This is a genomic window from Arthrobacter sp. ZBG10, from assembly GCF_001238605.1.
GTDB lineage: Bacteria > Actinomycetota > Actinomycetes > Actinomycetales > Micrococcaceae > Arthrobacter.
Genome location: NZ_LFQH01000039.1, coordinates 40764 through 52704 on the forward strand (window position 1 = coordinate 40764; position 11941 = coordinate 52704).

At 67.9% G+C, this 11941-nt stretch carries 12 protein-coding genes and 2 riboswitches; of the genes, 8 read left to right on the forward strand and 4 right to left on the reverse strand.

Annotation, left to right across the window (positions count from 1 at the left end; translation table 11 throughout):
- Nucleotides 1-3: 3 nt before the first annotated feature.
- The 3 genes from ACU18_RS10145 to ACU18_RS10155 all read left to right on the forward strand — a co-directional run bounded on the left by ACU18_RS10145 (nucleotide 4) and on the right by ACU18_RS10155 (nucleotide 3005).
- Nucleotides 4-1215, forward strand: coding sequence for an amidohydrolase family protein (locus ACU18_RS10145; RefSeq protein WP_050685431.1), 1212 nt, complete (start codon nucleotides 4-6; stop codon nucleotides 1213-1215).
- A gap of 98 nt (nucleotides 1216-1313) precedes the next feature.
- On the forward strand, nucleotides 1314-2102 hold the full coding sequence (locus ACU18_RS10150) for a DeoR/GlpR family DNA-binding transcription regulator (protein WP_050685432.1): 789 nt from the start codon (nucleotides 1314-1316) through the stop codon (nucleotides 2100-2102).
- Between the two features lie 87 nt (nucleotides 2103-2189).
- Nucleotides 2190-3005, forward strand: coding sequence for a CPBP family intramembrane glutamic endopeptidase (locus ACU18_RS10155; protein WP_050685433.1), 816 nt, complete (start codon nucleotides 2190-2192; stop codon nucleotides 3003-3005).
- Between the two features lie 194 nt (nucleotides 3006-3199).
- On the opposite strand, the gene ACU18_RS10160 is transcribed toward ACU18_RS10155, so the two are convergent.
- Complete coding sequence (locus ACU18_RS10160) at nucleotides 3200-3838, reverse strand: VOC family protein (RefSeq protein ID WP_050685434.1); 639 nt, start codon at nucleotides 3836-3838, stop codon at nucleotides 3200-3202.
- A 161-nt stretch (nucleotides 3839-3999) separates the two neighbouring features.
- Nucleotides 4000-4115, forward strand: a riboswitch (SAM riboswitch).
- A gap of 44 nt (nucleotides 4116-4159) precedes the next feature.
- Here ACU18_RS10160 and ACU18_RS10165 point away from each other — a divergent pair.
- Together ACU18_RS10165 and metX are read left to right on the forward strand one after the other, a co-directional pair.
- Nucleotides 4160-5485 (forward strand): bifunctional o-acetylhomoserine/o-acetylserine sulfhydrylase, encoded by a 1326-nt coding sequence (locus ACU18_RS10165; RefSeq protein WP_050685468.1) that lies wholly within the window; start codon nucleotides 4160-4162, stop codon nucleotides 5483-5485.
- A gap of 96 nt (nucleotides 5486-5581) precedes the next feature.
- A riboswitch (SAM riboswitch) is annotated at nucleotides 5582-5697 on the forward strand.
- Nucleotides 5698-5709: 12 nt separating this feature from the next.
- Nucleotides 5710-6825 carry a homoserine O-acetyltransferase MetX gene (gene metX, locus ACU18_RS10170; RefSeq protein WP_050685435.1) on the forward strand — a complete coding sequence of 372 codons (1116 nt, stop codon included), beginning with the start codon at nucleotides 5710-5712 and terminating at the stop codon, nucleotides 6823-6825.
- Nucleotides 6826-6846: 21 nt separating this feature from the next.
- On the opposite strand, the gene ACU18_RS10175 is transcribed toward metX, so the two are convergent.
- Both ACU18_RS10175 and ACU18_RS10180 read right to left on the reverse strand, forming a co-directional pair.
- Entirely contained in the window at nucleotides 6847-7365 is a 519-nt protein-coding gene (locus tag ACU18_RS10175; protein ID WP_050685436.1) for a hypothetical protein, read from the reverse strand.
- Nucleotides 7366-7473: 108 nt separating this feature from the next.
- Nucleotides 7474-8343: an SGNH/GDSL hydrolase family protein gene (locus ACU18_RS10180; RefSeq protein WP_050685437.1), complete on the reverse strand. Its 870-nt coding sequence runs from the start codon at nucleotides 8341-8343 to the stop codon at nucleotides 7474-7476.
- 77 nt (nucleotides 8344-8420) lie between these two features.
- On the opposite strand from ACU18_RS10180, the gene ACU18_RS10185 reads away from it, so the two are divergent.
- Nucleotides 8421-9077, forward strand: a complete 657-nt coding sequence (locus ACU18_RS10185; protein ID WP_050685438.1) for an alpha/beta hydrolase — start codon at nucleotides 8421-8423, stop codon at nucleotides 9075-9077.
- Between the two features lie 92 nt (nucleotides 9078-9169).
- Here ACU18_RS10185 and ACU18_RS10190 read toward each other — a convergent pair whose 3' ends face one another.
- Nucleotides 9170-9403 (reverse strand): RNA-binding S4 domain-containing protein, encoded by a 234-nt coding sequence (locus tag ACU18_RS10190; protein WP_050685439.1) that lies wholly within the window; start codon nucleotides 9401-9403, stop codon nucleotides 9170-9172.
- Nucleotides 9404-9435: 32 nt separating this feature from the next.
- Here ACU18_RS10190 and ACU18_RS10195 point away from each other — a divergent pair, with 32 nt between their 5' ends.
- Nucleotides 9436-10419 carry a DMT family transporter gene (locus tag ACU18_RS10195; protein WP_050685440.1) on the forward strand — a complete coding sequence of 328 codons (984 nt, stop codon included), beginning with the start codon at nucleotides 9436-9438 and terminating at the stop codon, nucleotides 10417-10419.
- 135 nt (nucleotides 10420-10554) lie between these two features.
- Entirely contained in the window at nucleotides 10555-11940 is a 1386-nt protein-coding gene (locus tag ACU18_RS10200; protein ID WP_050685441.1) for a glycine--tRNA ligase, read from the forward strand.
- Nucleotide 11941 lies beyond the last annotated feature (1 nt).

Here is an 11941-nt window from a genome sequence, read left to right on the forward strand (position 1 = left end):
TCCATGAGCACCCTGATCACCAACATCGCCGAGCTGATGACCCAGGACCTGGACCACCGCGTCCTCAAGGACGCCGCCCTGGTGCTCGAGGGGGAGCGGATCGCCTGGCTGGGCCCCGCCGCGCACGCCCCTGCAGCGGACCAGGCGGTGGACGCCGGTGGCCGGGCCGTGCTGCCCGGCTGGGTGGACTCCCACACCCATCTTCTTTTCGCCGGCGACCGGACAGCCGAGTTCGAAGCCAGGATGGCGGGGGAAGCGTATGCCGCCGGCGGCATCGCCGTGACCATGGCCGCCACCCGGGCCACCGGCGACTACGACCTGACGCGGCTGGCAATGGGCAGGGTGGCCGAGGCCGTCGCCCAGGGCACCACCTACCTGGAGACGAAGACCGGCTACGGGCTGGACATCGACCACGAAGCCCGCAGCGCTCGGATCGCCTCCACCGTGGCGGACCAGGTGACCTACCTCGGCGCGCACCTGGTGCCGGCCGGCCAGGATCCGGAGGCCTACACGGACCTGGTCTGCGGGCCGATGCTGGCCGCCGTCCTGCCCTATGTGCAATGGGCGGACGTGTTTTGTGAGGAAGGTGCCTTCACGGCGGAGCAGTCACGCCGGGTGCTGCTTGCGTGCCGCGATGCCGGGCTGGGCCTGCGGGTCCACGGAAACCAGCTGGGGGAGGGGCCCGGGGTGCGGCTCGCCGTCGAGATGGGCGCCGCCAGCGTGGACCACGTCAATTACCTGGCCTGCGCCGACATCGAGGCCCTGGCCGGAACCTGGGCCGGCTGGGATCCTGGAAGCGGCACGGGACAGCGGGGAACGGTGGCCACCTGCCTGCCCGCCTGCGACCTCTCCACCCGCCAGCCGCTGGCGCCCGCCCGCGGACTCCTGGACGCCGGCGTCCAGGTGGCGCTCGCCTCAAACGCCAACCCCGGCACGTCCTACACCAGCTCCATGGCCTTCTGCGTCACCACGGCGGTGCTGCAGATGGGCCTCAGCGTCCACGAAGCCGTCCGCGCCGCCACCTACGGCGGGGCCCTCGCACTGCACCGGGACACCGGCAGCGACGCCGACGGCCAGCGCGCCGTGGGATCCCTCGCCGTGGGGCACCGGGCGGACCTGCACGTCCTCAACGCGCCGTCCGCCACGCACCTCGCCTACCGACCGGGGATGCCGTTGACGTACGCTGTGTGGCGGGCCGGACGCCGCGAGCGCTAATACTGCCGCGAAATTGACGTTTTATGATCGTTTAGGGTCTGTTATGATCATAAAACGTCATCATGTGCGATGGCTCAAGCACTTTGGAGGCCTTCCGCATGACCCGTACCGACCGCCTGACGGCCATCCTTGACCTGTTGGCCCGGACCGGCCAGGTGGAAGTGGACGAGATCGTTACCACCCTTGCGGTTTCCCCGGCCACGGCCCGCCGCGACCTGGACAGCCTGGCGAAGCGCCGGCTGCTGACCCGGACGCGGGGCGGCGCCACCACCGGCGCCCTGGCCTACGACCTTCCCGGCCGGTACAACCGTGACGACCACGGCCAGGCCAAGGAACAGATCGCCCAGGCCGCATCTGCGCTGGTCCGCCCCGGTGCGGTGATCGGCCTGTGCGGCGGGACCACCAGCACTGCCCTGGCGCAGATCCTGGCCACGCGGGAAGACCTCAATGCTCCCGCGAACCAGCACACACTGACGGTGGTCACGAACGCCATCAACATCGCCGGCCAGCTCGCCGTGCGGCCCAACATCAAGGTCATGGTGACCGGGGGCATCCTCAACCCGCGCTCCTATGAGCTGGTGGGCCCGTATACGGACATCATCATGCAGAAGGTGGTGCTGGACATCGCCTTCATCGGCGTCAACGGCATCGACCCGGAGGTGGGTCCCACCAACACGGGCGAAGGGGAGGCCTCCGTCAACGCGCTGCTTGCCAGCCGGGCCCGGATTTCGTATGTCCTGGCCGACTCGTCGAAGGTGGGCGTGCGGGCCTTTGCCACGATGGACGGCTACAACTTCACCCGCCTGATCACGGACGCCGGGATCTCGCCGCGGGACAAGGCCGCGTTTGAAGCCAACGGCACCGAAGTGATCGTCGCTCCCGGATAAAGGGCCGCCGGCCCACGGGGACCACCGGGATCCAGTGCCGGCCGGGGCGGTCAGCCCGGATCCAGCAACAGCAGGCAAAATGGGTACATGCTGGTTCCCTCCCGCCGCAGGCTGCGGCTCGAAGTCTGGATTGTCCTGGGGTTGTCCCTGGGACAATCCGCCGTCTATTCCGTGGTGCAGCTGCTGGACAAGCTGTCCCGCGCGCCGCTGGTGGAGGGCACCTCAACCCTGAACCGCTCGCAAAGTACCCGGGAATACTTCGACCTGACCTACCAGCTGCTGGACATCGCCTTTGCCCTGGTGCCGGTCCTCCTGGTGATCTACTTCCTGACCGACCAGCGCCAGGCGGCACCTGCCGGACCCGGCAACCCGCCGGTCATCGGCGGCGCCAACGCCTCCCGCCACACGGGCTCCGCTTTCCGGCAGCTTGGCTTCACCTTCGACAGGCCCGGCCGCGACCTGCTCCAGGGCCTCGGCCTGGCCGCCCTGATCGGCATCCCATCACTGGGCCTCTACGCCGCCGGGCGGGCGCTGGGCATCACCACCGCCATCATCCCCAGCGCCCTGGATGCCTACTGGTGGACCGTTCCGGTGCTGATCCTCTCCGCCGTCCGGCACGGCATTGTGGAAGAGGTCATTGTGGTGGGGTACCTGATGAACCGCTTCGGCAAGTTCGGCTGGAGCCTGCCGGTGTCCATCGCGGCCAGTGCGCTGCTGCGTGGCAGCTACCACCTTTACCAGGGCTTCGGGCCCTTCATCGGGAACGTGGTGATGGGCGTTGTCTTCGCGTGGCTCTACACCCGGACCAAACGCGTGATGCCGTTGGTCATCGCGCACGCGCTGCTCGACATCGTGGCGTTTGTCGGCTTCAGCCTGTTTGGCAAGGCGGTGGGGCTGGGCTGACCGTCCCGGGCCTCATGCCTGCCCGCGGTGGCGGGCGGCCGCCGTCGTCCGGTTGATGCTTTTGCCGCTCAATGATTCGGCCGCCATCAGCAGGTGACGCCGTTGTCAGCTGCTGATGGCGGTCGAAGGGTGGGTGGGCGCGGACGCCCGGAAGCACCGGACCCGGCGCAGGCCGGATCCGGTGCGGCGGAGGATCAGATGGTGACTGCGCCGTTGGCGGTTTCGAAGGTGACCGAGAGGATTCCGGGTGTGCCGTGCGGGGCAACCCAATCCACTGCAACATCCTCGAGCGGCTTCTCCACCGGTTCACCCAGCCATTCGGTGACCCGCTCGGCGGAACCGGCGATGGTCAGGCAGCTCATCTTGACGTTGCCTTCGTAGGCGTTGGACGGGTGCAGGGAGGGGTCGCCCTCCCACTTCAGCATGTAGGGCACCTGGGGATCCGCGATGAGGCCCAGGATGCCGATCTGCTTCCAGACCAGTTCGCGGCCGTCAGGGAACTTGCGGTTGCCGTTGACGGAAGACCGGCCCAGCCGCTCCTCGAAAGGCGCAAGGTCGTCCACTTCGACGCACCAGCCCATCCAGCCGCCACCGGCTTCGGAGCGGGCGCGGACAGCCTGCCCGAAAGGCGCCTTGTCCGAGGCGGGGTGCGCCAGCACCTCCACCACCTCAAGGTACTTGTGGCCCGCGAGGGGAATGATCATGTTCCGGGTTCCGAAACGGGGATGCACCCCGCCCTTGACGGCTTCCACACCCAGGGCGGAAGCGATTCGTTCGGTGGTGGCCGCCAGGCCATCCTGTTCACAGGCGTAAGAGACGTGATCCATGCGCATGCCAACATCTTGGCACTTTGTGATCCGCCTCTCAGCTAAGGCTTGCCTTACATGATTTTTCCACTGGGCGGAGTTCCTGTTGTGGCCCGGCAACGGGGCCGTGGGACCATGTTCGTCACAATCCTGTACCGCGCTCCCGGACAGTTCCTACACTGGGCACAGGTCATGAGTGCCAGCATCAAGCCCCGGCTCGCTGGCCGGCAACCCTCCACCCGCGGTGGGGTGCCCCGGGTGAGGACCTGGCTGTCCGGCACCGGCCGGATGGCAAGCGCGGCCCGTGCTGCTTCCTGCATGCCGGGCCCCTGTGAAGTGGAGCCAAAGATGTCCAACGGATGGTCGTTTGAAACCCGCCAGATCCATGCAGGCCAGGAACCGGACAGCGCCACCGGCGCCCGGGCCCTGCCCATCTACCAGACCACCTCGTTTGTGTTCCCCAGCGCCGAAAGCGCGGCCAACAGGTTCGCCCTGGCCGAACTCTCGCCCATCTACACCCGCATCGGCAACCCCACCCAGGACGCCGTGGAGCAGCGGATCGCCAGCCTGGAAGGCGGCCTCGCGGCCCTCCTGCTCAGCTCCGGGCAGGCCGCCGAGACGTTCGCGGTCCTGAACATCGCCGAGGCCGGCGACCACATCGTGGCCAGCCCCAGCCTTTACGGCGGGACCTACAACCTCTTCGCCCACACCCTGAAGAAGTTCGGCATCACCGTGACGTTTGTGGCGGACCCGGACAACCTGGACCAGTGGCGCGACGCCGTGCAGCCCAACACCAAGCTGTTCTTCGGCGAGGTGGTATCCAACCCGCGCCAGGACGTTTTGGACATCGAGGGCATTTCCGGGGTGGCGCACCAGGCGGGAGTGCCGCTGATCGTGGACAACACCCTGTCCACTCCGTACCTGATCCGGCCGCTGGAGTGGGGCGCGGACATCGTCCTGCACTCGGCCACGAAGTACCTGGGCGGACACGGCGCCGCCATCGCCGGCGTGATCGTGGACTCGGGCAAGTTCGACTTCACCAGGGAACCGGAGAAGTTCCCCGGCTTCAACACCCCGGACCCCACCTACAACGGCCTGGTCTACGGCCGCGACCTGGGTGCCGACGGCGCCCTGGGTGCCAACCTGTCCTACATCCTGAAGGCCCGCGTGCAGCTGCTGCGTGACCTGGGCTCCGCCGTGTCACCGTTCAACGCGTTCCTGATCGCCCAGGGCCTGGAAACCCTGAGCCTGCGGGTGGAGCGGCATGTCTCCAACGCCATTGAGGTGGCCCGTTGGCTCGAGGCGCGGGACGACGTCGAATCCGTTGCCTACGCCGGCCTGCCCTCCAGCCCCTGGTTTGAGCGCGGCCAAAAGTACGGGCCGCGGGGCACCGGGGCGATCGTGGCCTTCAACCTCGCCGGCGGGGCCGCGGCCGGCCAGCGTTTTGTCGATGCGCTGGAACTGCACTCCCATGTGGCCAACATCGGCGATGTCCGGTCGCTGGTGATCCACCCCGCGTCCACCACCCACAGCCAGCTGTCCCCTGAGCAGCAGGCCGTTGCCGGGGTCACGCCGGGCCTGGTCCGGTTGTCCGTGGGACTGGAACACATCGATGACATCCTGGCCGACCTGGAAGCAGGTTTCCGCGCGGCCAAGGCGGCAGCAGGTTCCTGACCGGACCCTAACGGACCGGCTGCCTTTGGGCCGGGGCAAGTCACAACCAGTCACACTCTTGGCCCGGGGTGGGGTGTTCTTCGTACACTCGAACAAGGTCATGAGTGCCAGTGACAGCCCCGGCTTGCTGGCCGGCAACCCTCCTTCCGCGGTGGGGTGCCCCGGGTGAAGACCTGGCCTGCCGGTCATTCGACGGCAGGCAAGCGCGTAGAAGAGGTCTTGCCATGACGGTTACCGTCGCCCGTACCACCGTTCCCGAACACGGGATTGTCCGCTTCGCCTCCGTAGGGGCCCTGGAACTTGAAGCCGGCGGATACCTGCCGGACGTCACCCTGGCCTACGAAACGTGGGGCACCCTGAATGCCGACGGCAGCAACGCCATCCTGATCGAGCATGCCCTGACCGGCAGCACCCACGTTGCCCGCGGCGACAGCGACGAGCCCGGCTGGTGGGAACAGCTGGCCGGCCCGGGCGCACCCGTGGACACGGACCGCTTTTTTGTGGTGTCCATCAACATTGTGGGCGGCTGTTACGGGTCCACGGGACCGTCCTCAGCCGCACCGGACGGCAGCCCGTGGGGTTCCCGGTTTCCGCTGGTGACCCTGCGGGACAGCACCGTGGCCGAAGCCAGGCTCGCAGACCAGCTGGGCATCCGCAGCTGGTTCGCCGTCCTGGGCGGCTCCATGGGCGGTGCGCGTGCCTTGGAATGGGCGGTGACCTACCCGGAGCGGGTGCAGCGGTGCGCCGTCATCGCCGTCGGTGCGGCGAGCACCGCAGAGCAGATCGCGTTTGCGCAGGCGCAGACGCTGGCCATCCGCCAGGATGCCAACTTCCAGGGCGGCGACTACTACGGCGGCCCGTTCCCCGGGGACGGTCTGGCCCTGGCCCGGCGCATCGCCCACATCACCTACCGGTCCGCCGCGGAACTCGAAGGCCGGTTCGGCCGGCAGGCGCAGGCCGCCGAAACACCGGTCCGCGCGGATTCGCTGGCCGCCCGGGGCCGCTACCAGGTGGAAAGCTACCTGGACCACCAAGGCAACAAACTGGTCCAGCGGTTCGACGCCAACAGCTACATCGCGCTCACCGAGGCACTCATGAGCCATGACGTCACCCGCAACCGGGGCACGCTGGCGCAGGCGCTGGACGTGCCGGGAGTCCGGTTTTTTGTCGCAGCGGTCGACTCGGACCGGCTGTACTTCCCGGCGCAGTCCTACGAGCTGGCGGCGGCGCTGCCGGGCGAGGTGGACGTCCACCTGATCCAGGCGCCGATCGGGCACGACGGCTTCCTGACCGAGATCGGCCAGCTGGGGGCGCAGCTGCGGGCATCGTTCCTCGTCTAGCCGGCTACCCCTCCCGGTTGGTCAGCCCTTCATGATCTCGCCGCGGCGGGTCATGTACTCCTCCATGGAGAGCTCACCGTTGCTGTACTGCTGGTCCAGTTCGGTGAGTTTGCGGGCCCGGAAGCCCTGCGGGGCCGACGGCGGCGGGGGAGTGGCGGGCGCCTGCGGCTGTTCCGGAGCGGGCTGGCCGGGCTGACCCGGGTACCCGCCTTGGCCGGGTTGTGCGGGGTAACCGGGCTGGCCCGGGTACCCGCCCTGGTGCGGGGCCTGCGGCCGGCCGAACGGGTCAGGCAGCGGCTGCGGCCGGTCGATGGGCTGCGGCGCGTCGATCTGGCGGAAACCGCCGCCGTAGTAGTCCTGCTGGGTGTAGCCGTCGCGGGGCTGGTTGTTCTGCGGTCCGGGGCCGCCGGGGAACTGGTTGGGATAGCGGCCGGAGAAGCTCTGGTCCTGGTTCCGGCGGGCCACTGACTTCCGGTACATCCGCATGCCCATGGGGATGACAAAGGACAGGATGATGATCCAGAAAAACAGGTTGCTCACGGTGCCGCGCCTCTCGTGTGTGTCCTCCCAGCTTAGCCGGGGCGCACCGGATGAGGGTGCGCCGGAAGGAATCCGCGCACCTCAACCAGAACCGACGGGAAGGGCAGGCTACTCCGCTGTGGCTGCCGTGGTCCCCAGCGGACCTTCGCCGGACCCCAACGGGACGCCCGGGCCAAAGGCGGGACCCGGCGTCGGGCGTTTTGCGGTGATGCCATCGCCGGAGGACTGGTGGCGCAGCCGGCGCAGGACCCACGGGACGAAATATTCGCGGGCCCACACCAGGTCCCCGCTCCGGGCTTCCCGCCATGTGCTGGGCGGCAGCGGTTTCGGGTGCAGGGGTTCGAGGGTGTGCTCGACGTTGAGTGAGTCCAGCACCATCGCGGCGATGGTGTGGTGGCCCACCGGCGAGAAGTGCAGCCGGTCCTGGTCCCACATCTGCGGATCGCGGAGCTGCCGCAGGGACCACATATCCGCAATAACGGCGTCATGCCGGGCGGCTATGGTGCGGAGGTTCTCGTTGTAGATGGCCACCTTGGACCGGATCCGGCCCAGCACCGACGAACCCGTATCCGGGCCGTTGAACAACACCACCGTGGCACCGTTCATGGCCAGGATCTGCACCACGGAATCAAGTTTCCCGGCCAGCGCATCCGGATCGCCGCCGCGCCGCAGGAGGTCGTTGCCGCCCGCGGACAGGGTCACCAGGTCCGGGCGGAGGGCCAGGGCCGGTGCCAGCTGCTGGTCCACGATCTGCTGCAGGAGCCGGCCGCGGACGGCGAGGTTTGCGTAGGCGAAGTCCTTCTGCGTGCGGCCAAGTTCCTCCGCCACCCGGTCCGCCCAGCCGCGGAACCCGCCGGGGGACGAGGGCTCGGGATCGCCGATGCCCTCCGTAAAGGAATCGCCCAGGGCTACATACCGGGTCCAGGGGTGCGATTCGGTCCGGGGGTGCGGGGTCTGGCTGGCGTTTGTGTCACTCACGTTCCTATCCTGCCTTCTGCTGCGCTGGCTACGCCAACGTAGGTTGTTACTTTCGGGTAACTGTAAGAATGGAAACCATGACTGATGCTTCTGTATTTCCTGCCCCCGTTGTCCAGTGGTCCCACCCCGAGGACCAGCGTGCGGGCAAGCCGTTGCTGGTGCTGCTCCACGGCTACGGCGCCAACGAACAGGACCTGATGGGCCTGGCCGACATGCTGCCGGCAGGATTCGCCATCGCCTCGGTCCGTGCACCCCTCGCCATGGGCCAGGGCTACACCTGGTTCCCGCTGACGGCGTCCATCGAGTACACGCTGGAGCGCGTCACCGAGGCGTCCGCCTATGTGCAGGAGTGGATCGACGGGATCCGGCCACACCACCCGTCAGTGACACTGCTGGGCTTTTCCATGGGCATGGCCATGGCAACCACGCTCCTGCGGCAGCGGCCGGAGGACTACGCGGCCGTCGTCGGGCTGTCCGGTTTTGCCGTCGACGCCGGTGCAGACCCCTCATTCCACGACGCCGACCTGCAGGGCACCGTGCCGTTCTTCTGGGGCCGGGACCAGCAGGACCCGGTGATCACCGCGGACAAGATCGACTTCACCATGGGCTGGGTCCGCAAACACGTCAAGCTCACCAAGGTGCTGTACACGGGCATGTGGCACGGCATCAATCAGCAGGAAATCGGGCACGTGGGCGAGTTCCTCACGCATGAGGTGCTCAACAAGCAGGAGTGACGACGGCGGCCGGATACGTCACGGAGCACCTCAACGGGGCGTGTCGCCCTCGGTCAGCCCGCCGCTTCCCGCCGTCAGCCGGCCGCTTCCGGTCAGTCCGCTGCGGGGGCGCTGACCCGGACGGTCTGCCCGTTCACGGTGACCGTGTCGCCGTTGTGGAGCTGGCGGCCGCGGCGGTCATCGATCTCGCCGTTCACCTTGACCAGCCCGTTCTTCACCACTTCGGCGGCCTCAACACCGTCTTCCACCAGGTTGGCAAGCTTCAGCAGCTGGCCCAGGCGGATCATGCTGTCGCGGATGGGGATGTCCTCTACGGGGTTGCTCATACAGCAATAATGCCTGACGTAAGGTGGATCCAATGACCTCACCCTCCCGCCTGCCGCTCCTGGCGGGCCTCCCGCTTGCGGTGCTGGCCGGCCTCGCCATCCCCGCCCAGGGCCGCATCAACGGGGCGCTGGCCACCCGCCTGGATGACGGCGTCGCCGCGTCCGTGGTGAGCTTCAGCACAGGCCTGCTGGTGATGCTCCTCATCTCGGTGCTGCTGCCCCGGGGCCGGGCCGGGCTGGCCCGGATCCTGCCGGCCGTCCGCACCCGCGCCTTCCCGCGCGTCTACGTTATGGCCGGCGGGATCGGGGCCATCTTTGTCTTCGCCCAGTCCTTCACGGTGGGCATCCTGGGCGTGGCGCTGTTCACGGTGGCCACGGTGACAGGCCAGACCCTCAGCGGGCTGCTGGTGGACCGGCTGGGCATCGGCCCCGCAGGCCGCAAATCCATCACCGGCATCCGCGTGGTGGGCTGCGTGCTGACCATCGCCGCCGTGGCCTGGGCGGTTTCGCCGAGGTTCGCCGGCGGCCCGGGAGCGGCCGACGCCGGCGGGCTGGTCCTGCCGCTGCTGCTGCCGCTGCTTGCCGGGTTCCTGATGAGCTTCCAGCAGGCCATGAACGGCACCGCCACCGTCCACTACGGAACACCCATCGCCGCCACCCTGGTGAACTTCGTGGCCGGCTGCGCCGTGCTGTGGACCGTGTACGGCATCAAGGTGGCAGTGGCCGGGGCCGGGAACCCGCTGCCGGCCGAGTGGTGGTACTACGTGGGCGGACCCATGGGCTGCGTTTTCATCGGTGTGGGCGCGCTCCTGGTGCGCAGCCTGGGTGTGCTGGTCACCGGCCTGGGCATGATCGCCGGCCAGCTGCTGGGGTCCCTGGCCCTGGACGTGGCGCTGCCCGCACCGGGCTCCGTTGTGGCTCCGGCCACCGTCCTGGGAACTGTCCTCACCCTGGGGGCCATCATCCTGGCCACCCTGCCCTGGCCGCGGGGCGCGCTCCGCAGGCAGGGCCGGTAGGCTGGGACACGCAGCTTTCTGCAACATTTTCCTTCATCCAATCCGCCGGAAACCCGTGGTGCCCCACCACCGGAGTGCCGGCACCGAAAAAACCGCGGACCGCACCCAGCGGCCCTGTAGAAACTGGAGTTCCCCATGGCAGCAAAGTCCGTTCTTGACCAGGTCATTTCCCTCTCCAAACGGAGGGGCTTCGTGTTCCAGGCCGGTGAGATCTACGGAGGTTCGCGTTCTGCCTGGGACTACGGGCCCCTCGGCGCCGAACTGAAGGAAAACATCAAGCGCCAGTGGTGGCAGTCGATGGTCCGCGGCCGCGAGGATGTGGTGGGACTCGATTCCTCCGTCATCCTGCCCCGCCAGGTCTGGGAAGCCTCAGGCCACGTGGACGTCTTCTCCGATCCGCTGGTGGAGTGCCTTTCCTGCCACAAGCGCTACCGCGCAGACCACCTCGAGGAAGAGTACGAGGAGAAGAAGGGCCGGCCGGCGGAAAACGGCCTCAAGGACATTGCGTGCGCAAACTGCGGCACCCGCGGGGAATGGACCGCCCCGCAGGAATTCTCCGGCCTGCTCAAAACCTTCCTGGGGCCCGTCGCCAGCGAAGAGGGCATGCACTACCTGCGCCCCGAAACCGCGCAGGGCATCTTTGTGAACTTCAACAACGTGCTCACCACCGCCCGGAAGAAGCCGCCGTTCGGCATCGGCCAGATCGGCAAGTCCTTCCGCAACGAGATCACGCCCGGCAACTTCATCTTCCGCACCCGCGAGTTCGAGCAGATGGAAATGGAGTTCTTTGTTGAGCCCGGCACTGACGAGGAATGGCACCGCTACTGGATGACGGAGCGGATGTCCTGGTACACCGGCCTGGGCATCAAGGAAGAGAACCTGCGCTTCTTCGAGCACCCGCTGGAAAAGCTCAGCCACTACTCCAAGGGCACCACCGACATTGAATACCGGTTCGGGTTCCAGGGCTCGGAGTGGGGCGAGCTTGAAGGCATCGCCAACCGCACCGACTTCGACCTGTCCACCCATGCCAAGGCCTCCGGCACGGACCTGAGCTACTTCAACCAGGCCACCAATGAGCGTTACACGCCGTTTGTGATCGAGCCGGCCGCCGGCCTGACCCGGTCCTTCATGGCGTTCCTGGTGGATGCCTACACGGAGGACGAGGCCCCCAACGCCAAGGGCGGCGTGGACGTGCGCACCGTGCTGAAGCTCGACCCGCGCCTGGCGCCGGTCAAGGCCGCCGTGCTGCCGCTGAGCCGCAACGAGGATCTGTCCCCGAAGGCCAAGGCCCTGGGTGCGCAGCTGCGGAAGAACTGGAACATCGATTTCGACGACGCCGGCGCAATCGGCCGCCGCTACCGCCGCCAGGACGAGATCGGCACCCCGTTCTGCATCACCGTGGACTTCGACACCCTCGAGGACCAGGCCGTGACCATCCGCGAGCGGGACACCATGAGCCAGGAACGTGTGTCCCTGGACAAGGTGGAAGGCTACCTGGCCGCCCGCCTGATCGGCGCCTGAG

Excerpts from the sequence above, each read along its gene's own strand:
- metX (WP_050685435.1), top strand. The coding sequence starts at position 5,710 with ATGACGGTTACCGTCGCCCGTACCACCGTTCCCGAACACGGGATTGTC.
- ACU18_RS10190 (WP_050685439.1), bottom strand. The coding sequence starts at position 9,403 with ATGAGCAACCCCGTAGAGGACATCCCCATCCGCGACAGCATGATCCGC.
- ACU18_RS10150 (WP_050685432.1), top strand. The coding sequence starts at position 1,314 with ATGACCCGTACCGACCGCCTGACGGCCATCCTTGACCTGTTGGCCCGG.
- ACU18_RS10165 (WP_050685468.1), top strand. The coding sequence starts at position 4,160 with ATGTCCAACGGATGGTCGTTTGAAACCCGCCAGATCCATGCAGGCCAG.
- ACU18_RS10160 (WP_050685434.1), bottom strand. The coding sequence starts at position 3,838 with ATGCGCATGGATCACGTCTCTTACGCCTGTGAACAGGATGGCCTGGCG.
- ACU18_RS10145 (WP_050685431.1), top strand. The coding sequence starts at position 4 with ATGAGCACCCTGATCACCAACATCGCCGAGCTGATGACCCAGGACCTG.
- ACU18_RS10195 (WP_050685440.1), top strand. The coding sequence starts at position 9,436 with ATGACCTCACCCTCCCGCCTGCCGCTCCTGGCGGGCCTCCCGCTTGCG.
- ACU18_RS10185 (WP_050685438.1), top strand. The coding sequence starts at position 8,421 with ATGACTGATGCTTCTGTATTTCCTGCCCCCGTTGTCCAGTGGTCCCAC.
- ACU18_RS10155 (WP_050685433.1), top strand. The coding sequence starts at position 2,190 with ATGCTGGTTCCCTCCCGCCGCAGGCTGCGGCTCGAAGTCTGGATTGTC.
- ACU18_RS10200 (WP_050685441.1), top strand. The coding sequence starts at position 10,555 with ATGGCAGCAAAGTCCGTTCTTGACCAGGTCATTTCCCTCTCCAAACGG.